Here is a 20753-nt window from a genome sequence, read left to right as displayed (position 1 = left end):
TTTGATTCATGGCATTGACGGCTTCCGTCAAAGACGAGCTGTCGCGGGTTGAGATTCGCAAGCCATCGGTACGTAAGGCCGAGGTTTCGACCATGCTCCGCTTCAGCGGCGGACTACATATTGTTTCCGGGCGAATAGTTATCGAGGCCGAGGTTGACTTGGCTGCGACCGCTCGCAGACTCAAGGTCGCCATTGGCGAGCTCTACGGACACGATGCAGAGATTGTCATGGTCTCTGGTTCCGGAATCCGCAAGGGTAGCCGATATATCGTGCGCGTCGCCAAAGATGGCGAAGTTTTAGCGCGGCAGACCGGCCTCCTCGATCAGCGTGGACGGCCCGTTCGTGGGCTTCCCTCGGTGATTGTTAACGGCTCCACCGCGGATGCCGAAGCGGTCTGGCGCGGTGCGTTCTTGTCGCATGGTTCGTTGACCGAACCTGGACGCAGTTCCGCATTAGAAATCACTTGCCCTGGACCGGAAGCCGCCCTGGCTCTGGTCGGCGCTGCTCGACGTCTGGACCTCACCGTGAAAGCGCGCGAGGTCCGTGGTGTCGACCGCGTGGTCATTCGCGACGGTGATGCTATCGCTCAGCTTTTGACCCGTATGGGTGCACATGATGCACTCATGGTGTGGGAAGAGCGTCGAATGCGTAAAGAAGTTCGCGCCACCGCGAATCGGCTAGCGAACTTCGATGATGCCAACCTGCGTCGTAGTGCACAGGCCGCCGTGGCTGCCGGCGCACGCGTAGAGCGGGCCTTAGAAATTCTCGGTGACGAGGTGCCCGAGCATCTGCGCTACGCCGGAGTCCTGCGTCTGGAGCACAAGCAAGCGTCATTGGACGAACTGGGTCGCATGGCCGAGCCACCGATGACTAAAGACGCGATTGCCGGTCGCATTCGCCGCCTTTTGGCGATGGCTGATAAAAAAGCCGGTGATATGGGAATACCTGGCACAGAGTCCAGTGTTCCAGTAGATGAACTGGAACAGTAAAAATTGTCCCCGCGGGAGACCTTCCGCGGAGATTCAACCAATTGAGAAGATTGAGGAGAATCATGGCTGTTTATTCACTGCCTGAATTGCAGTACGACTACGCTGCACTGGAGCCGAACATCTCGGCTCGCATCATGGAGCTGCACCACTCGAAGCACCACGCAACGTACGTTGCTGGCGCAAACTCGGCGTTGGAGCAGTTGGCAGAAGCCCGCGAAAAGGGCGAGTTCGGCAACATTCCGAAGCTTTCGAAGGACCTGGCGTTCCACTTGGGTGGACACACCAACCACTCGATCTTCTGGAACAACCTCTCCCCAGAGGGTGGCGACAAGCCAGTAGGCGAGTTGGCAGCTGCTCTGGACGAGTTCTTCGGTTCGTTCGACGCTTTCCGCGGTCACTTCACCGCTTCGGCCATGAGCCTGCAGGGTTCGGGTTGGGCAATCCTGGCATACGAGCCACTGGGTGGCCAGCTTGTCATCGAGCAGCTCTACGATCAGCAGGGCAACGTTCCAGTAGGAACCATCCCGCTGTTGATGCTGGACATGTGGGAGCACGCCTTCTACCTGGACTACGTCAACGTCAAGGCTGACTACGTCAAGGCCTTCTGGAATATCGTGAACTGGGCAGATGTCCAGGCACGCTTCGAAGCAGCCCGCACCGGTGCCGCTTCACTCATCGTTCCAGGTAAGTAATTTACATTGAATTAACCTTCGGGTAATTCACCTCACATTTTGCGCGATTATCGCGTAGGATGTTACAAGTGTGTTGCGGACCTCGCATTTTTGCGAGGTCCGCATATCACGGCACAACGGAGTGTCCTCTTAGATAAGCAGGCCACTTCCGTGAAAAGCACGGTTGTGGCAACGTCATCCCATTTAGAGGAGATAGTCACGTGACAACTCGTGTTGGAATCAATGGTTTCGGTCGAATCGGACGCAACTTCCTGCGTGCAACGCTTGCGCACAATGCAGATATCGACATCGTCGCCGTCAATGACCTTGGTTCAATCGATTCGCTTGCTCACCTGGTGAAGTTCGATTCCGTGCTCGGCCCAGTCGGCCAGCCGGTATCTGTAGATGGCGATACCATCGTCGTCGGAGAACGCCGTATCAAGGTTCTGTCCGAGAAAGACCCGGCAAACCTTCCATGGGGCGAGATGAACGTCGATGTCGTCATCGAATCGACGGGGTTCTTCACCAAAGCCGAAGACGCCAAGAAGCACATTGCTGCTGGCGCAAAAAAAGTCATCATCTCGGCTCCGGCCAAGAATGAAGACATCACTATCGTGATGGGTGCCAACCACGAGAAGTATGATCCGGCAAACCACCACATCATCTCCAATGCTTCATGCACCACCAACTGCTTGGCCCCTATGGCCAAGGTGTTGAATGATGAATTCGGCATTGTTGACGGTCTTATGACCACCATTCACGCCTACACGGCAGATCAGCGCCTGCAAGATGCCCCGCATAGCGATCCTCGCCGTGCACGTGCCGCAGCGCTGAACGTCATCCCGACTTCCACCGGTGCTGCCAAGGCAATCGGTGTGGTTCTGCCGGAGTTGAAGGGCAAGCTCAACGGTTACGCCATGCGCGTGCCGGTTCCAACGGGCTCAGCTACCGACCTGACGGTCAACCTAGCGCGTACCGCCACCGTGGAAGAGATCAATGCAGCCTTCGAGAAGGCTGCATCCGAGGGCAAGATGGCGCAGTACCTTGAGTACTCGACCGATCCATTGGTTTCCTCGGATATTGTGACGAACCCTCACTCGGCTATTTTTGACTCCGGTTTGACCACCGTGATCGGCAATACCGCGAAGGTTGTGGCATGGTACGACAACGAGTGGGGATACTCTTCGCGACTCGTTGACCTTGTTGAATTCGTGGGATCAAGCCTCTAGTCGATAACCTAGAGACATGACTTCTCACACTCTCGACGATTTACTCGCTGACGGTGTCCGCGGGCGGTACGTTTTGGTTCGCAGTGACCTGAACGTACCGCTCGACGGGGCGACCGTAACTGATGATGGACGTGTCCGCGCGTCCCTTCCGGTGATCACCAAACTGACCGAGGCTGGCGCCAAGGTCATTGTGATGGCACATCTGGGCCGGCCTAAGGGCCAGGTTGATTCGAAGTATTCCATCGCTCCGGCCGCACATCGGCTGAACGAGTTATCTGACTTCGAGGTCAGCGTAGCAACCGACGTCGTGGGGGATTCTGCCCGCGAGAGCGCTGCAGCGTTGGCTGAAGGTTCAGTTCTCGTACTTGAAAACGTGCGTTTCGATGCTCGTGAAACCTCCAAGGTGGATGCCGAGCGCGAGGAGTTCGCCAAGGCGTTGACCTTGCTGACCGGCGAAAATGGCGCTTATGTGAATGACGCCTTTGGCGCGGTTCACCGTAAGCACGCTTCGGTCTTCGACATTGCGGCTCTGCTGCCTAGCTACCAGGGTGACCTTGTCGCTACCGAGATCAAGGTACTCAAAACCCTAACCGAGGCTCCTAAACGTCCCTACGTTGTTGTCCTGGGCGGTTCAAAGGTTTCGGACAAACTCGCAGTCATTGACAACTTGCTTGGCAAGGCCGATCAGCTGCTGATCGGTGGAGGCATGGCATTCACCTTCCTCAAGGCTCAGGGGCACGCTATTGGCGGATCCTTGCTTGAAGATGATCAGATTTCGGTCTGCCAGGAATACCTAACCCGCGCCGAAAAACTTGGCTGTGACATCATTGTTCCTAGTGACGTCGTGGTGGCCAGCAAGTTTGGTGCCGACGCTGAGCACGAAGTACTTGATGCCGACAAGATCGAGGAAGCGAGCTTTGGCGCTAACGGTTTGGGCTTGGACATTGGGCCAAAGTCTGCGGAACTGTTCGCCAGCTACATCACGAGTGCAAACACGGTGTTCTGGAACGGCCCAATGGGTGTCTTCGAAATCCCAGCCTTCGCCGATGGCACCCGCACGGTGGCCCAGGCTCTGGCTGATTCCGAGGCGTTCAGCGTAGTTGGCGGTGGCGATTCTGCTGCTGCGGTACGTGCATTGGGCTTCTCTGAGGATGACTTCGGCCATATCTCCACTGGTGGCGGAGCGTCGCTGGAATACCTTGAAGGCAAGACCCTGCCCGGTGTTGCCGCTTTGGAAGGCTAAATTATGACGATGTCGAATAACGGCGCCTATGTGCGTCAGCCGCTAATTGCCGGCAACTGGAAGATGAACATGGACCACGTCCAGGGCATCACCCTGGTGCAGAAATTGGCGTGGACCCTGAAGGATGCACAGCACGAATATGATCGTGCTGAGGTTGCGGTGTTCCCACCGTTTACCGATATCCGTGGTGTGCAGACCCTGACCCTCGGCGATAAGCTGGACGTCGTTTACGGCGCTCAGGATTTGTCCGCCCAGGATTCGGGTGCGTACACGGGAGAAATCTCCGGTCAGTTCCTGAACAAGCTCGGTTGCAGCTATGTGCTGGTTGGCCACTCGGAGCGACGTGAGTACCACAACGAGACTAACGCTGTGGTAGCTGCGAAGCTTACCGCAGCTTACCGCCACGAGGTAACTCCGGTACTTTGTGTTGGAGAAGGCCTTGAGGTGCGTCAGGCAAGCGAGCATGTTGAGTACACGCTGGCACAGCTTGCGGAGTCATTGGAGGGCATTACCGCCGAGCAGGCAGCGACCCTGGTTGTTGCTTATGAACCGGTATGGGCCATTGGAACCGGTGAAGTTGCTGGACCAGCAGACGCTCAGGAAATGTGTTCCGCGATTCGTGGGGCATTGACCGAGCGTTACGGTGAAGAAGTTGCGCAGAAGGCGCGCCTGCTTTACGGTGGCAGTGTCAAGGCTGCAAACGCCGCCGCAATCATGCGCGAACGAGATGTTGATGGCGTGTTGGTCGGTGGTGCTAGCTTGGATGCCGAAGAATTTGCTAATATTGTAAGGTTCGAGCACCATCTGGTCACCGACTGAATCTAATTAAGGAACCGTCGACTTGGATATCATCAAGATCATTCTGCAAGTACTACTGGGCATTACCAGTGTCTTGCTAACCCTCCTGATCCTGCTTCATAAGGGTCGAGGCGGCGGTATGTCCGACATGTTCGGTGGCGGCATGACCAGCTCGATGGGTTCGTCAGGTGTTGCCGAGCGCAACCTGAACCGAATTACCATTATTCTCGGTCTGGTCTGGGGCGCCGTCATTATCGGCTTGGCGCTAGTGATGCGATTTAGCGTCGAGTCATAAGCGGCTAAAATTCGAGGGTCCCACATACGTGGGACCCTCGAATTCGTTAAACGTGATGCTGCATGCTGCTAACGAAGCTGTCCAAACCGATCAGTATCAACGGTGGAACCGAGCACCAGCACCCGATCGCCTTCATTGAGTACCGTGTCTACATCGGTGTTCTGCCAAACGCCAGCTCCGCTGGCTTTGGCCGCGATGGTCACCCGGTACTTTCTTCTTGTCTGGGTTTCGCTCAACGGAATCCCGCAGAGAGACTTCGGTGCCATCATCTTAACCATGGCGTATCCGGGGTCTACTTCCAGATAGTCCATGATTGACCCGCGGACCAGGTGTGCCACACGGCGGCCCATGTCTTTTTCCGGATAGACAATATGGTTAACGCCAAGTTGCTCAAGGATCAGCCCATGCCTGTCATCCTGGGCTTTCGCCCAAATCAGCGGAATCTTCATGCTGAGGAGTAGTGAACAGCAAAGGATTGAGGACTGCAGGTGACTGCCCACGGCAACCACCACACGGTCAAAGTCATGGATGGCTAGCTGCTCAAGAACCTCACGGCGTGAGGCATCGGCCCTTACTACCTGCGTCAACTCGCCATTGAGCGCCTGAACATTGTCCTCATGCTGGTCAATGCCCAAAACATGCGTGCCGGTTTTCATTAGCTCTAACGCGAGCGAACTGCCAAAGCGGCCCAACCCGATCACTGCCACCGAATCGGCGGTGGTGGCAATCTTTGACTCTGAATGGAAATTTAGTAGCTTAGCCAATGGCCGGCCTTTCTTTGGGAAGCTCATAGAGAGCCTTACGATTGCGCAGGGCTAGTGCAGAGCCTAGAGAAAGCACTCCCACGCGCCCCAGATACATCAGGGCTATCAGCACCGTCTTGGCCTCGTCTGGCAGGTCAGGGGTGATGCCTGTACTTAGCCCGACGGTACCAAAAGCCGATGTCACTTCGAAGAGACAACGATCCAGCGAGTAGTCCGTAAACAACACCAAGCACATGGTCCCGGCAAAAACCGCTGCCGCACCCAATAATGCAACTGTGAGCGCTTGACGATGGACCGAACGGGAGAGCCGCTTGCCCAGCACATTGACGGCTGCATCACCCCGTAGCTCGGTAATGATGATGAATGCCAAGACCGCAGCCGTCGTGATCTTGATGCCACCAGCCGTACCCGCCGGTCCGGCGCCGATAAACATGAGCACATCCATGCCCAGCCAGGTTGCTGGATGCATGGCCCCGATGTCGATGGAGTTGAATCCCGCGGTACGCGTCTGCACTGATTGGAAGAATCCGGCCAAGAGCCGGCCGGCTGGATCCAGTGCTCCGAGCGTCTTGGGGTTGTTCCATTCCATGACCGTGATGAATGCGGTGCCGCCAATAAGCAGGATTGCTGTCATCAGCAAGACCAGTCGAGTATTCATACTCCATTTCAGGGTGTTTGAACCATAACGTCGCAGTTGTACGAGCACGGGGAAGCCCAGGCCACCGAGGATGATGGCAAAGCTGATCGGTAGGCTAATCCACGGGTCGTCAACAAAGCCCATGAGATTATCCGTGTACAAGGCAAAGCCAGCATTGTTAAAGGCCGAGATCGCATGGAATGCGCCATGCCACATCGCCAACGGCAAACTATGGTCGTAGCTAAGCCAGAACCGGATGGTCAACACAGTGGCCGTGAGTGCTTCGATGGACAGGGACAGCAGTAACACCGTCTTAGCGGCGGTGCGGATATCCTGGCCACTGAGCGCGCTGCTTTCACGTTGACTGGAGAGCTTGGTCAGCGCGCCAATTTTTCCCATCAACAACATGCTCAACAGCGAGGCGACGAGCATGATCCCTAAGCCGCCGAGCTGGATGAGCACAATGATGACGATTTTGCCGAAGAGCGTGTAGTAGGTTGCCGTGTCCACCACGGTCAACCCGGTCACGCAGACTGCGGAGGTCGCGGTGAAGATCGCATCAATCAAGGAAGTGAAGTGACCTTCGTTGTGCGCCCATGGAGTAGCTAGCAACAAGCCACCGACAAGAATCGCACCGAGGAACCCCAACGCGACGACTTGGGCAGGTTTTGCCAGTGAAATTTGTCCCCTGGAGTGAGGGGGTCTAGAAGAGTCTGCGCGCATCGTTTCACATCGTTCGAAGTTGCATCGTGCTTATGCGCGAGCGGGAGTAACGAATGAAATACTACGCCTGAACCGGGTTTTGTCTAGTGTGATTTGCAGCTCATATTGGCGGGTCTGCTGGTGAAGGGGACAAGCGTTTTTGAGGTCCCGGCTGTCAATCTTCTTCGTTGTTCGTGCGCGATGCCTTAGCGGTAGTTTTGTATCTGATTATGCTCCGGCGACACAATTGCCGGAGCCCATAATGCAGGTGATGCACTACGTTAGCTAAGTGCACCGTCCACGAGTTCAGCAACGCGTTGTGCCGTGCCCCAGGAGAGGGTCACTCCCGCGCCACCATGGCCGTAGGCAGCCACCACTGGTACCGGGTGGTCCGAAACTAGTTCTAGGCGGATGCTTTCCCGTGCCGGACGTAAACCAACCTTGTGCTCCAAAACCTGTAGTCCTGCTAGTTCCGGCACCAGTGCGGTGGCCCGGCGCAGAATTTGCGCCGCGGTCTCTGGGTCAACTTCTTGGTTCCAGTCGTGTGCGGTGTCCGTGCCGCCGACAATAATGTCTTCTCGGCGCGGAATGATGTAGCTAACCCCCTCCGGATAGTCATCATCGCATAACCAATTTTTCAGGTGATTCGTGTTCGCCAGCCGCAGGACCTGTCCGCGGATTGGATACACCGAATCGTCATCGCCCAGTAATTCGCCTCCACGTAACCCGCTGGCAATCACCACCAGGTCGGCGTCATGCTCCAGCTCTTTTAGATCCTTGATGGTCTGACGGACAAAAGTCACCCCTAGCTTTGCCGCCTCGTTTTTCAGCCATAACAGGTAGGTGCTCATGGTGATGATGGGAACCGTTGCATAGGCTCCGCCGAAGGCCCCTTCGGGCAGATCTGCGGGGAGTGCCTCACTCACGTTTGCCACGATTTTTGTCCAGGACCGGTCGGCTCCGGGAACATGGTCGACGTTTAATCCGGCACGCAAATCTACCCCGGTCTCGGCGATGTCAGCTAGTTTTTCGAAGCGCGCCAAGGAACGGGCAAGTAACAGGTCCGCGGCGGGAGAGTTTTCCGAATGGTAGGGGAACCAAATGGCTGCGGCTACCGCCGAGACGGTCTCTAAGCTGTCCTGATCGGCGATCACGGTAACGTGGTGGCCGGCACTTGCTAACTCATAAGCGCTGGATAATCCGATGACGCCGGCGCCGATCACCGTAATTCGAGCGGGTTGTGCTGAATGTGCTTGGGTGCTCAAGGGAAGTCCTTTCAAAACACAAAAACCGGTGCTCCCCACATACGAGAAACACCGGTCTATGCTTGCGCTTAGAGTAGTGTGGCCGCGCTACGGTCAATCAACCAGCGAGTTGCTTCGGTGCCTTGAACGGCACTAGCTGGCACCGCCAACTCGTTGACCTCGTGCTGGGCTGCTGCCAAGGCTGGGGCTTTCTCCGCACCGGAGACCAGCAGCCAAACCTCACGGGCGGTGTTGATGGTGCTCATGGTCAGCGACACCCGATGCGGTGGTGGCTTGGGGGAGTCATGTACCGCAATCGCGCCGAGCTGCCCGGATCGAGTGTGATTCGGGAACAAAGACGCGACGTGCGAGTCCGGGCCCATTCCCAGCATTAATACGTCAAACACCGGATTAGCGGCACCTTCGCTGGCTTCCTCGGCCAGCAACTGCGTGTAGGCAGTTGCTGCGTCCTCGGCGCTAGCGAAGGAGTCACTATCACCCATCATGTGCACGTTGCCGCGCTCAAGGCCCAGTGCGTCCAAGGCAGTGAATAACGGTTCAGCTTGCACTGCGTTGCGGTCCGCACTGTCAGCGGCGACAAATCGTTCATCGCCCCACCAGAAGTGGACGGCTGACCAGTTCACCGAGAGATTTGCCGGGTTCTGTGCCACGGCAACCAACGTCGCTATGCCCAGCGAACCGCCGGTCACCACCACGTGGGCCACTCCGCGGGCGGCAAGAGCGTCGGCGATAGAGGTGATCAATCGGGCGGCGATACCTTGTGCGGTGGCATTCGCATCTTCATGGATGACAATTTGTCTAGCGATCACTGGAACGGATGCTCCTTAGGTTGGTCAAGGCAAGTCCACGGGTGATGACCTCGCCGAAGACGTCGTCGGCGTCGAGCCGGCGCATTTCCTCGGCCAGGCACTCGGCCACGGAACGGCGTGGCAGCGAAATTCGCTGGGGTGCTGTGCCAGGTAGATACAGATGTGCCACCGCTCCGGAAGGGCGTGAAAGTTCCACGTCTCCGGCCTCTCGGGTGAGCCGGACACTGGATAGACCACCGGTGGACTTATCCGCCGCGATGGTTACCGGAACCTCTAGGCACATGGTCAGCCAGGCGGCCAGCAGTGAAGTGGACGGCGAGTTTTCCGAGCCCTTCACGGTGATGCCCGTCAAGCCTTCGGTGCCGATCAAATCAATGATGCTGGCGAGCTGTGCGCGCCACAGCGTAATGCGCGTCCACGCAAGATCGGTGTCTCCAGCCCGGTAGGTGCTGGCCCGTTGGAACAGCGCCTCGGTAGGGTCACTGGTCTCGTTGGAATCGGTGATCCGCCGGTGGGCGAGTTTGCCCAGCGCGGTGTTGTATGGATCTGCTGGAACCCCGTGTGGCCACCAGGCAACAATCGGGGCATCTGGCAGCAACAGCGCCGAGATTAACGCTTCATCCGCGGCCATATTAGGCCCGTGCGTACGCATCACGATGACCTCGGACGCTCCGGCGTCTCCGCCGACGCGGATCTGCACGTCCAGACGATTTTCGCCCTTTTCAGAACCGCGCACCACGACAATAATCCGGCAGGGGTGCTCACGGCTTGCGAGGTTGGCGGCCTCGATGGCATTCTCCGCGAAACCCTCACGGGTAATGACCACCAAGGTCAGTACCCGGGACAATGCCACCACACCGTGGGTGCGGCGCGAAGAGATCAGCTTTTTGGCCACCTTATTGGTGGTTGTATTGGGAAGATCAATCATCATGGTCGTCGCCACGTCCTTCCATCTTTAGCCATCAGCTCATCCGCGCTGGCCGGACCCCAAGAACCTGGAAGATAAGGATCTGGTTGCTCGGGTTGCGCTGCCCAGTACTCTTCGAATGGGTCAAGGATGCGCCAAGACTGCTCAACTTCTTCGTGGCGGGGGAACAACGGTGGTTCGCCCAGTAACACATCAAGAATTAGACGTTCGTAGGCTTCCGGAGAAGACTCGGTGAACGCGTTGCCGTAGCCGAAGTCCATGGTGACATCGCGGATTTCCATCTGTGTGCCTGGCACCTTGGAGGAGAAACGGATAGTAGCGCCCTCATCTGGCTGCACGCGGATGACAAACGCGTTCTGACCAAACTCGTCATCGGCGTGATCTGTGAAGAGCAGATTTGGTGCTCGTTTAAAGACCACCGCGATCTCGGTGACTCGCCGGCCTAAACGCTTGCCTGCCCGCAGGTAGAACGGGACACCATTCCAACGACGGGTATTGATGTTCAATCGGACTGCAGCGAACGTTTCGGTTTTGGAAAGCGGGTTAAAACCTTCTTCATCCAGGAAGCCGACTACTTCCTCGCCACCCTGCCAACCGGAGGTGTACTGGCCGCGAGCACTAGCCTGGCCCAAATCCTCAGGCAGCTGAACCGCGGTTAGTACCTTTTCCTTTTCGCTGCGCAGGTGATCGGCGTTGAAGGAAATAGGTTCCTCCATGGCGGTCAGTGCGAGTAGCTGGAGCAGGTGGTTCTGGATGACGTCGCGGGCTGCGCCCACCCCGTCGTAGTAGCTTGCACGTCCGCCGATGCCGATATCCTCGGCCATGGTGATCTGCACGTGGTCCACGTACTTGTTGTTCCACAGTGGCTCGAACATCTGGTTTCCGAAGCGCAACGCCAGTAGGTTCTGCACTGTTTCTTTGCCCAGATAGTGGTCAATGCGGAAGACTGAATCGGCCGGGAAAACCGATTCAACGATTTGGTTCAGTTCTCTGGCGCTTTGCAGGTCATGGCCGAAAGGCTTCTCAATGACTACACGTTCCCAGCCCGGGTTCTCATCCTTGGCGAGTTTATGCTCGGAAAGCTTCTGGCAGACTACGTCGAACCAGCTCGGTGGGATGGAAAGATAGAACGCGTGGTTTCGTCCGGTGGACCGGGATTCTGCCAGCTCGTCGAGGGTTTCGGCGAGCTTTTCATAGGCATTGTCATCGTCGAAGGCGCCGGAAATGAAGCGCATTCCGGCGGCCAGCTGGTCAAAAACCGTCTCGTTAAACGGAGTTCGCGCACTGGCCAAGATCCATTCGCGAGCCTGGTTGGCGAAGTCTTCTGCCGTCCAGTCACGGCGGCCGAAGCCGACAATGGCAAAGTTGGGGGGTAGTAGGCCGCGGTTGGCCAGGTCATAGACCGCGGGCATAAGTTTTTTGCGGGCCAGGTCACCGGTGATTCCGAAGAACACCAGCGCGCCCGGACCGGCGATGCGGTTAAGCCGCCGGTCGCGGGCGTCGCGAAGTGGATTACTCATATTTTTTGTTAGCTCGCAGCCTCAAGCAGCGCCGCGATACCCGCGGCGCGGTCGGTTAGATTCACGCGCAGTACCGGACGGCCATGCTCGGCGTCCGAGAGCACCGCACCATCACCGGTGGCTTGGGCGGTGATCAAACCGCCAAAGCTGAAGGGACGGCCCGGGATCTCCAGATCCTGCTCGTGGTTTGCGGTGACCTGCAGGAAGACTCCCTGACGGGGGCCACCCTTGTGGTACTGGCCGGTGGAGTGCAAGAACCGTGGCCCCCAGCCGAAGGTGACCGGGCGTCCGGTGCGTTCGGCCAGCAGGTCACGGAGCGCTTCTAAACCAGCGTCCGCATGACGGTCCAGATAAGCGTGGATGGATAGGTATCCGTCCTCGCCCAACTGGGCTGTCAGCTCGTCCAAGGCGCCAGCTAGGTGAGGAGCTTGCGTACCGAACAGTTCAACGCTGCCGTCCACCGCGTCCGGGGATCCGGCGGCAGGAGCGTCCAACAGTGAACGGGCGGCAACCTTAGCTGCCTCCACATCTGGCTGGTCGAATGGGTTGATGCCCAGCAGGTAGCCGGCGACTGCAGTTGCAAATTCGAAGATCATGAAGCTGGTACCCAGCGGCGCACTGATGTGAATCGCCGTGGCTGCTTCATCAACTTCTTCAGGCAACTGCTCATGCAGGTACAACGGCAGGATATCTGCTGCGATATTCTTCAACTCCGGTGCGTTCGCGTCAGCGACCACTGGAAGCACACCCTTGCCGAGCTTGCCGGTGGATTCTGCGATGAGCTGTTCGGCCCAGTCGCCGAAGCCCGGAAGCGCGTCACCGATTTCTGCGATGACTAGCTTGTCGCGTCCTGCGGTGACCAGTGCAGCGCCCAAGTGCAACGCGATATTATCTTCGTCGTCGCTGCTCAGCAGGTCGGAGATCAATCCGGCTTCCTCGATGAGCGCTTCAATATCCGCCCCGGCAAGACCGCTGGGTACCAGACCAAAAGCGGTAAGCGCCGAGTATCGTCCGCCTACGTCTGGGTCGGCGTTGAAGATCGCGCGCACGCCTTCAGGATTATCCATCGGGGAGCCCGGATCTGTGACCAGCACCAGCCGTGTGGCAGGATCGATGCCGGCGGCTTCGAAAGCCGCGGTGAAGGCCCGACGCTGCGAGTCAGTTTCCACGGTGGAACCCGACTTGGAAGCGACAACCACTACGGTGCGCTCCAGATCGGTGTTTACGATGGTCGAAACCATTTGCGGGTCGGTGCTGTCGCAAATGACCAGGTCTACCTCGTCATGCGCGGCAATCACCTCGGGTGCTAGTGAGGAGCCACCCATACCGCACAAGGCGATCCGGGTGAGTCCCTCAGCCAGCAACTGCTCACGGAGCTCGAGAATCTGTGGAAGCAACTTTTCGGCCGCTTCGAAGGGCTGAGCCCAGCCCAAACGGATTGATGCATCAGCCTCGGCTGATGCACCCCACACGGTAGGGTCCTGAGTGGCGATACGGCTGCCAATCCGGGCTTCGATGAGCTTCGGCAGAAGCTGATCAACCGATGCGAGGGCCTCGCCGGAAGTTACCAGGCCCAATTCCATTTACTTAGCCTCTTTCAAGGCCACCGACATGTCTTCCAACAGTTCGTTCCAAGCGACGTCAAACTTCTCAACGCCCTCTACCTCAAGCAGCGACACAATCTCGGTGTAGTCGATGCCCTGGGCTGCCAATGCATCCAGCACACCGTTAGCCTGGGCGTAGCTGCCCGAAACCACGTTGCCGCGAACCTCTGCCTCGGCCGCGGTGGCGTCCAAGGTCTTCTCCGGCATGGTGTTCACGGTCTGCGGTGCCACGAGTTCGGTGACATACAGGGTAGACGGGTAGGCAGGATCCTTTACACCGGTCGAGGCCCACAGCGGGCGCTGGACGTTGGCGCCGGAGGCAGCCAGTGCATCGAAGCGCGCCGAGGCGAAGGACTCTTCGAAGACCTGGTAGGCCAGACGTGCGTTAGCCACACCGGCCTGGCCGCGAAGTGCCAAGGCTGCTTCGGTGCCCAGAGCATTTAGACGCTTGTCGATTTCTGAATCCACGCGGGATACGAAGAAGGAAGCCACTGAGTGGATCTTGGAGAGGTCAAGGCCCTTAGCCTTGGCCTTCTCCAAGCCGATCAGGTACGCGTTGATGACCTCGCGGTAGCGTTCCAGCGAGAAGATCAGGGTGACATTGACGCTGATGCCCTCGGCGATGGTTTCGGTGATCGCTTCGAGACCGGCCAGCGTTGCTGGGATCTTGATCAGGACGTTTTCGCGATCCACGCGCTGGTACAGGGCCTTCGCCTGGATGATGGTCTGCGCGGTGTCGTGGGCCAGACGAGGGTCAACCTCGATGGAGACACGGCCGTCAAAACCGTTGGTGGAGTCGAAGATCGGGCGGAACAGGTCGCATGCTGCGGCCACGTCGTCACTGGTGATCTCGGTGATCGCGTCCTCGACGGACTTGTGACGCTGCTCGGCGATAGCTTCGCCGTACACGGTCGCGTTGGACAAGGCCGCGGCAAAGATGGACGGGTTGGTGGTCACGCCAACAACGTTCTTCTCTTCAATGAGCTTGGCTAACGAACCGCTGGTCAAACGTTCGCGGGAAAGGTCGTCGAGCCAGATGGATACACCAGCGTCTGACAGGGCCTGGGTATTTGGGTTAGTCATAATGTGTACCAGTTCCTTTACTTAACAACTTTTTGGGCGGCTGCGACAACTGCTTCGGTGGTGATGCCGAATTCGCTGTACAGCTTCTTGTAATCTGCGGAGGCACCAAAGTGATCCAGCGAGATGATCTCGCCCTCGGCACCAACTAGTTCACGCCATCCCTGGGCGACACCGGCTTCCACCGAGACGCGGGCGGTGATGGCTGCCGGAAGAACTTCTTCGCGGTAGGCAGCGTCCTGCTTGGCGAACCACTCGAAACTTGGCAGTGAAACTACGCGGGCTGCAATACCCTTGGTTGCCAGTTCTTCGCGGGCCTCAACGGCCAGCTCAACTTCGGAGCCGGTAGCCAGCAAGATGACATCTGGGGTGACTTCTGCGCCGTCGCGAAGGGCTTCAGCCAGAATGTAACCACCCTTCAAGGTGCCTTCGGCGCCGCGGAAACCGGCGGCCGCGCGATCATAGATTGGCAGGTTCTGACGTGAAAGCACGATGCCCGATGGGGTATCAGTCAGTTCCAGCATTCCGCGCCATGCGTAGGCAACCTCGTTGGCATCCGCTGGGCGCACGACGTCGAAGTTCGGGATGATGCGCAGCGATGCCAGCTGTTCAACCGGCTGGTGGGTTGGGCCGTCTTCGCCCAGTCCGATGGAATCGTGGGTCCATACGAAGATCGACGGTACACCCATCAAGGCAGCCAAACGGATCGCCGGACGCTGGTAGTCCGAGAAGATCAGGAAGGTGCCGGAGAATGCGCGCGTCGGTGAAGACAGCACGATACCGTTCACGATCGAGGCAGCAGCGTGCTCACGGATACCGAAGTGCAGGACGCGGCCGTATGGGCTGGCATCCCATGAGTCCGTGGAGCGGCGTTCTGGAGCGAAAGACTTCGCGGTATCGATGGTGGTGTTGTTTGAACCGGCCAGGTCGGCCGAGCCGCCCCATAGTTCTGGCAACTCGTCGGCAATGGCGTTGATGACCTTGCCTGAAGCCGCGCGGGTAGCCATCGTGGCCCCTGGTTCGAAGGTAGGGATCTTCTCGGTCCAGCCCTCGGGCAGTTCGCCAGCCTGCAGGCGCTCAAGCAGCGCAGCCTCTTCAGGGTTGGCGCTCTTCCAGGCGTTGAAGGTTTCATTCCAGGACTCGTGCAGTGCCGCGCCACGGGTAACAACCTCGCGGGCGTGAGCCAACACGTCATCCTCGATATGGAAAGACCGTTCTGGGTCAAAGCCTAGAACCTTCTTAAGCCCTGCAACTTCTTCCGTACCAAGCTTTGAACCGTGAATGCCACCGGTGTTCTGCTTGGTTGGCGAAGGCCAGCCGATAACGGTGCGCAAAGCGATGATCGATGGACGTGAGGTCTCTGCCTTGGCGGCACGGATCGCTGCGTCCAGGGCTGCCATGTCTTCGACGTACTCGCCGGTGACGGTCCAGTCCACCCGCTGGGTGTGCCAGTTGTAAGCGTCGTAGCGTCCCAAAACATCTTCGGTGAACGCGATGTCGGTATCGTTCTCGATAGAAATTTTGTTGTCATCGTAAATGACGACGAGGTTGCCAAGTTCCTGGTGGCCTGCCAACGAAGATGCCTCCGAGGTGACGCCTTCCTGCAGATCGCCATCGGATGCAATCACGTAAACCGTGTGATCAAACGGGCTGGTGCCAGCTTCTGCGGCAGGATCCAGCAGGCCGCGCATGCGCCGCTGTGAGTAGGCGAATCCAACGGCCGAGGCAAGACCCTGACCTAATGGGCCGGTGGTGATTTCCACGCCGGCGGTGTGGCCGAACTCTGGGTGACCCGGGGTCTTAGCGCCCCAGGTGCGTAGCGCCTCAATATCTTCCATCTCCAGGCCGTAGCCGGACAGGAAGAGTTGTAGGTATAGGGTCAGCGATGTGTGACCGGGGGAGAGGACGAAGCGGTCGCGGCCGATCCAGTTCGGATCTTTCGGGTCGTGACGCAGGTGCTTCTGGAAGATTAGATATGCTGCCGGAGCCAAGCTCATGGCGGTACCTGGATGGCCGTTGCCAACTTTTTCTACGGCGTCGGCTGCCAGGACACGGGTGGTGTCGATGGCCTTACGATCCAACTCGGTAAGTGAGAACTCTTCTACTAAGGATTCAGTCGCCACTGCGGCGTTCCTTCCATTGAGGCTTGGACGGGGATAATCCCGCTGACACGCAATACGCCGTCGACCCTCCTACCCGAAGTCGAGCTTATTTGGGGTATTTGGTGGCGACGGCGCGATTACTGTCCACTCTATCGCGAATCGGGCATTGTCTGTATGGCTTGAACAAACATGACACGCAGAATTTAGATCAATCTTTGACCCCTCGAACATTGCGTGGCTCAGAAAGGCGGCGAATCAACGGGAACTATGATCTTGTTGCGGCTGCGATATTTCCGCTTTGAACCTTAGATAAGCCCAGCACAGTGGTGCCGCGTCCTACTGATTGGAGGGTGGTTGGGTGGTGATGGAAGCATTGCAAGACCGCGCACATACAATGCTTAAAGTATGTTGAAGGTCAGATGACAATACTGAAAGTCTGTGGCTGGCTTGAAGACGCAGTGATCACCATGGCCTCATGTGCTATTGAAGGGCGCTCTGATTTGCGCGGTCAGCTCAGGCGCGTTGATACGTAAGATGACCGGAATCACGCCGATTTTCAGCAATTGTTCCTCAAGGCAACTACCGCCTGACTTCTATTCGTCGTAGAATAAAAGATGTCTGTCTTGTACCCGTGTAGAACTGAGTGCGTTTAATTGAAGACTCTTAATGTCACCGGAACGTCAGTGCCGCGCTCGTCGCGTCAACCTGATGAAAGCACCGGGGATTTTGTCAAGCGTAAGGCCGGCTCCTATGTGGCGTTGACTAAGCCCCGCGTCATCGAGCTGCTCCTAGTGACCACCCTGCCGACGATGATTTTCGCGCAGCGCGGTTTCCCTGATGTCTGGCTCATGGTGGCAACCCTCGTTGGTGGCGCAATGTCCGCAGGTGCGGCAGGCTCGTTTAACTGTTACCTGGACCGCGACATGGACAAGCTGATGAAGCGGACCAAGGGTCGCCCGTTGGTTACCGGTGATGTCACGCCCCGCGAAGCATTAATCTTTTCTTGGGTTTTGGCAATTGCTTCACTCGCGGTGTTCTGGTTCGGGACCAACCCGCTGACCACTGCACTTGGTCTTGCCGCGATTCTTCTATACGTAGTTCTTTACACGATGATTCTTAAGCGTCGCACCTCGCAGAACATCGTCTGGGGTGGCATTGCAGGCTGCATGCCAGTACTGATCGCATGGGCCGCTGTGACCGAAACCGTCGAGTGGCCAGCGATCATCCTGTTCCTGGTGATCTTCCTCTGGACTCCGCCACACTATTGGCCGTTGTCAATGAAGTACGCCGACGACTACAATGCTGCGTCGGTGCCAATGCTTGGTGCTATCGCCAATGCGCGTCGCGTCTCAGTTCAGGTGGTGCTCTACGCTTGGGCCACGGTCGTTTGTTCCTTGCTCTTGCTTCCTATGGGCTATGCAGGAATCGTCTACACTGCGGTTGCCGGTGGGGCGGGTATTTGGTTCCTTTACGAATCGCACGTTCTCTACCGCGAGACCCAGCGGGACCATAGTCCTGCCGAGATGAACCGTAAGGCCATGAAGGTCTTCCATATCTCCATTACCTACTTGTCACTGGTCTTCGTGGCCTTGGCGTTTGACCCATTCGTGGGCAGCCCGCTGTTTGGCTAAAAGTCCTCTTTGGATCCCCGTTTCCCTTACCGGAAGCGGGGATTTCTTTTTGCCCTTGGGTATCGCCTGGAAAATCGGCGCGGAGCCGGGGGCATGGCCCGGACGCGTTGGTAAAGAATAGCTAACGTTTGACTCTCTTGCTATACAAGGCTTGTTACGCAAGGTAAGTTCGGGATATGAATCTCAACGCAGAAAAGATCGCTACGAACCTGCGCAAGGGAGTGCTTGAATATTGCGTTCTTGCGTTGTTGTCCGAGCGCGATATGTATGGACTTGAGATTGCGAATCAGCTCGTCGAGTTGGAACTGACCGCTAGCGAGGGGAGCCTTTACCCATTGCTAGCCAGAATGAAAGACGCGGGCAGTGTACGGACGCGCTGGGAACAAGCTGACGGTTCACGCTCACGCAAGTACTACGCAATAACTGGCAACGGTAAGGAATCACTGGAACTCTTTGGCTCAGTGTGGGGTCAGCTGAGTGATCAGGTGGACGGTTTATTAGGAGGACATCATGTTTAGTACCAAGCCGGACGTGACTGCCAAGCGCTACCTGCGTCAACTCAGCGGATACTTGGCAGACCTGCCTGAAGCGCAGCGGCGGGTCATTCTCCAAGACATCTCCGAACACATCGAGGAGTCAATATTCAGTGGCCGAACTGAATCGGAAGCCATCAGCGCCTTGGGGGAGCCCAAGGAAGTGGCCAAGGCATCCCGCAGCGAGCTGGGGATCCCCGAACCGCGTGGGACTGGCCCCTGGCCAGTCGGAACCAGTCTCATTGGAGCCGCGGTGGCGATGGCGACCTTTACCGCCGTAATCGTGAGTTTTTTCCTGCGTAACGCCGAAGGCCAGCATCCCGATTCGACGAATACTACCGAACGAACGTTGTCGTCATTGCTGGAATTTTATGGCCCCGGCGTTGCGGTGCTCACCTTGCTTCCAGCAGTGCTGGTGGCGGCGCTCTTGTTCGTGCCACTGCGGATGCGCCGTTGGGCCACACTAGGCTGCGCGATCGCAACTACGGTGTTGGTTTTTTATAACCCTATGGACGCTGGCCTGTTTTATGTCCCCACGGCGATCTTGATTTGGTTGGCTGCCACACTCCCTTTTGCCAAAGTGCTCCAAGCAGGTCGGCGTGAGTCGGTTCTCTTGCAGATTATCGGACTGTGCATCGTGCTACTACCGGTCGTGGTTCTTTTTGCGGGATCGGTCAACGATTCCTTCAGCGTCGTCATGATACCCGCATTGATCTGGGCGGTAGCTTGTCTAGCATTAGCAATCGGGGTCGTGCTTAATCGTCGTATCGTCTACTGGATCATCTTGATTTATGGACTGTTGGCGCTTGTTACCGCAGCTTTTAATAGTGGAATCTTAGTGGCGGCGATTTGGCTGTTTGGTGGGATTGTCTTGTCTTTTGGAATCTACGGGCTGCTGCGACTGCGTCCACGAGCTGGCATCACCCGCTAGGACTTGTTAACTGTGCAGAAAGAAAAAGCGCCTGGCTCCCTAAGGGGCCAGGCGCATAAATCTTGATGAGGTATTAGTGCTGTTCGACGCGTTCGCTGCGCGGAAGCCGGACTGCACGGTCCCACAGGTTGGTGGCCGCTACCAGCAACAGGCTGGCGCCAAGCATATGTAGCAACACCAAGACGATAGGCAAGCCAGTGAAGTGCTGGGTGTATCCGATAGCAGCCTGTGCGAGGATGACCACTACTAGCCACCAGGCAGCTGTACGGACCTTGGACCGGCCAGCGGCGCGGTAGGCCAAGACGAGCACGGCTATGGTGGCCATGATCAACAGGTATACCGGAGCGGTATGCATGCGAGTGACCAGCAATGGGTCAAAGAGGTGACGTGGTGCAGAAGCGTCACCTGCGTGTGGGCCGGTGCCGGTGACGATAGTGCCCATAATGACCGCGAGCATGGACAATATCCAGGCAGCGGTGGCGAACTGACCCACCGATTTAGTCGAGGCTAGGTGATCGTCTTGCTTTAGTTCTCGTCGGGTGCGGTTGACCAAAATCGTAGCCAAGCAGACGAGCGTTCCAGAGAGAATGAAGTGCAAAGACACGACCCAAGGGTTGAGGCCGGTCAACACGGTGATGCCACCGATAACTCCCTGAGCTGGGATGCCTGCCAAAAGAACCCAGCCAAGGGTGAAGATCGATGGATGAGTTTTGCGCATATTCCAGATGGCAACTAAGAAGGCGATTGCGATAACCAGCAAGACAAAGGTCAGTAAGCGGTTACCAAACTCAATTAGCCCGTGCACACCCATCTCTGGGACTGGCGTCATGGAACCGGGCACGCAGTTTGGCCAGTGCGAGCAGCCCAAGCCGGACTTGGTCAGGCGTACCGCACCACCGGTGATGATGATGCCGATCTGGGATATCAGAGAAGCGATCGCCAGACCGTGAACAAGTCGGGTGACGTGCGTCGGCAACCTATCGGCCCAGCTGGGGGTGACCAGGTTTGAAGACAAGGAAATC

At 57.4% G+C, this 20753-nt stretch carries 19 protein-coding genes; 9 read left to right on the top strand and 10 right to left on the bottom strand.

The annotated features are described in order from the left end of the window. Window positions 1-8 precede the first annotated feature (8 nt). The 6 genes from whiA (at window position 9) to secG (ending at window position 5225) form a co-directional block, all read left to right on the top strand. Window positions 9-989, top strand: coding sequence for a DNA-binding protein WhiA (whiA, locus tag VJ369_RS14640; RefSeq protein ID WP_096254577.1), 981 nt, complete (start codon window positions 9-11; stop codon window positions 987-989). Window positions 990-1051: 62 nt separating this feature from the next. Beyond that, the gene (locus tag VJ369_RS14635; protein ID WP_096254578.1) at window positions 1052-1681 is read left to right on the top strand and encodes a superoxide dismutase; all 630 of its coding nucleotides are present in this window, start codon (window positions 1052-1054) and stop codon (window positions 1679-1681) included. A gap of 200 nt (window positions 1682-1881) precedes the next feature. Further along, window positions 1882-2889 carry a type I glyceraldehyde-3-phosphate dehydrogenase gene (gene gap, locus VJ369_RS14630; RefSeq protein WP_324092792.1) on the top strand — a complete coding sequence of 336 codons (1008 nt, stop codon included), beginning with the start codon at window positions 1882-1884 and terminating at the stop codon, window positions 2887-2889. A 16-nt stretch (window positions 2890-2905) separates the two neighbouring features. Beyond that, window positions 2906-4132, top strand: a complete 1227-nt coding sequence (locus tag VJ369_RS14625; RefSeq protein ID WP_324092791.1) for a phosphoglycerate kinase — start codon at window positions 2906-2908, stop codon at window positions 4130-4132. A gap of 3 nt (window positions 4133-4135) precedes the next feature. After that, the gene (gene tpiA / locus VJ369_RS14620) at window positions 4136-4951 is read left to right on the top strand and encodes a triose-phosphate isomerase (protein WP_324092790.1); all 816 of its coding nucleotides are present in this window, start codon (window positions 4136-4138) and stop codon (window positions 4949-4951) included. A 22-nt stretch (window positions 4952-4973) separates the two neighbouring features. Then, a complete protein-coding gene (secG, locus tag VJ369_RS14615) occupies window positions 4974-5225 on the top strand; it encodes a preprotein translocase subunit SecG (protein WP_096254582.1) in 252 nt (83 codons plus the stop codon). A gap of 68 nt (window positions 5226-5293) precedes the next feature. On the opposite strand, the gene VJ369_RS14610 is transcribed toward secG, so the two are convergent. The 9 genes from VJ369_RS14610 to tkt form a co-directional block, all read right to left on the bottom strand. After that, window positions 5294-6016, bottom strand: a complete 723-nt coding sequence (locus tag VJ369_RS14610) for a TrkA family potassium uptake protein (protein ID WP_324092789.1) — start codon at window positions 6014-6016, stop codon at window positions 5294-5296. Continuing rightward, window positions 5982-7349: a TrkH family potassium uptake protein gene (locus VJ369_RS14605; RefSeq protein WP_324092788.1), complete on the bottom strand. Its 1368-nt coding sequence runs from the start codon at window positions 7347-7349 to the stop codon at window positions 5982-5984. Before VJ369_RS14605 ends, VJ369_RS14610 begins: the two co-directional genes overlap by 35 nt. A gap of 260 nt (window positions 7350-7609) precedes the next feature. Beyond that, window positions 7610-8593: an FAD-dependent oxidoreductase gene (locus VJ369_RS14600; protein ID WP_324092787.1), complete on the bottom strand. Its 984-nt coding sequence runs from the start codon at window positions 8591-8593 to the stop codon at window positions 7610-7612. A 68-nt stretch (window positions 8594-8661) separates the two neighbouring features. Continuing rightward, window positions 8662-9402: a 6-phosphogluconolactonase gene (gene pgl / locus VJ369_RS14595; protein WP_324092786.1), complete on the bottom strand. Its 741-nt coding sequence runs from the start codon at window positions 9400-9402 to the stop codon at window positions 8662-8664. Then, a complete protein-coding gene (locus VJ369_RS14590; RefSeq protein WP_324092876.1) occupies window positions 9392-10333 on the bottom strand; it encodes a glucose-6-phosphate dehydrogenase assembly protein OpcA in 942 nt (313 codons plus the stop codon). The genes pgl and VJ369_RS14590 overlap by 11 nt, the downstream gene beginning before the upstream one ends. Further along, window positions 10330-11850 carry a glucose-6-phosphate dehydrogenase gene (zwf, locus tag VJ369_RS14585; RefSeq protein WP_324092785.1) on the bottom strand — a complete coding sequence of 507 codons (1521 nt, stop codon included), beginning with the start codon at window positions 11848-11850 and terminating at the stop codon, window positions 10330-10332. Before zwf ends, VJ369_RS14590 begins: the two co-directional genes overlap by 4 nt. A gap of 8 nt (window positions 11851-11858) precedes the next feature. After that, window positions 11859-13433 (bottom strand): glucose-6-phosphate isomerase, encoded by a 1575-nt coding sequence (locus VJ369_RS14580; RefSeq protein ID WP_324092784.1) that lies wholly within the window; start codon window positions 13431-13433, stop codon window positions 11859-11861. Continuing rightward, entirely contained in the window at window positions 13434-14537 is a 1104-nt protein-coding gene (gene tal / locus VJ369_RS14575; RefSeq protein ID WP_324092783.1) for a transaldolase, read from the bottom strand. Window positions 14538-14554: 17 nt separating this feature from the next. Beyond that, window positions 14555-16657 carry a transketolase gene (gene tkt / locus VJ369_RS14570; protein ID WP_324092782.1) on the bottom strand — a complete coding sequence of 701 codons (2103 nt, stop codon included), beginning with the start codon at window positions 16655-16657 and terminating at the stop codon, window positions 14555-14557. 632 nt (window positions 16658-17289) lie between these two features. Between tkt and VJ369_RS14565 the strand changes: the two genes are divergently transcribed. From VJ369_RS14565 to VJ369_RS14555, 3 genes are all read left to right on the top strand, one after another. Continuing rightward, a complete protein-coding gene (locus tag VJ369_RS14565; RefSeq protein WP_414652665.1) occupies window positions 17290-18267 on the top strand; it encodes a heme o synthase in 978 nt (325 codons plus the stop codon). A gap of 176 nt (window positions 18268-18443) precedes the next feature. Then, complete coding sequence (locus tag VJ369_RS14560) at window positions 18444-18785, top strand: PadR family transcriptional regulator (protein WP_324092781.1); 342 nt, start codon at window positions 18444-18446, stop codon at window positions 18783-18785. Next, the gene (locus tag VJ369_RS14555; RefSeq protein ID WP_324092780.1) at window positions 18778-19731 is read left to right on the top strand and encodes a DUF1700 domain-containing protein; all 954 of its coding nucleotides are present in this window, start codon (window positions 18778-18780) and stop codon (window positions 19729-19731) included. Before VJ369_RS14560 ends, VJ369_RS14555 begins: the two co-directional genes overlap by 8 nt. A gap of 73 nt (window positions 19732-19804) precedes the next feature. Here VJ369_RS14555 and VJ369_RS14550 read toward each other — a convergent pair whose 3' ends face one another. After that, on the bottom strand, window positions 19805-20746 hold the full coding sequence (locus VJ369_RS14550; protein ID WP_324092779.1) for a COX15/CtaA family protein: 942 nt from the start codon (window positions 20744-20746) through the stop codon (window positions 19805-19807). Window positions 20747-20753 lie beyond the last annotated feature (7 nt).

Source organism: Glutamicibacter sp., from assembly GCF_035257265.1.
Classification (GTDB): domain Bacteria; phylum Actinomycetota; class Actinomycetes; order Actinomycetales; family Micrococcaceae; genus Glutamicibacter.
The sequence above is the reverse complement of the archived record's forward strand: the minus strand, read 5'-3'. Positions and strand labels throughout refer to the sequence as shown.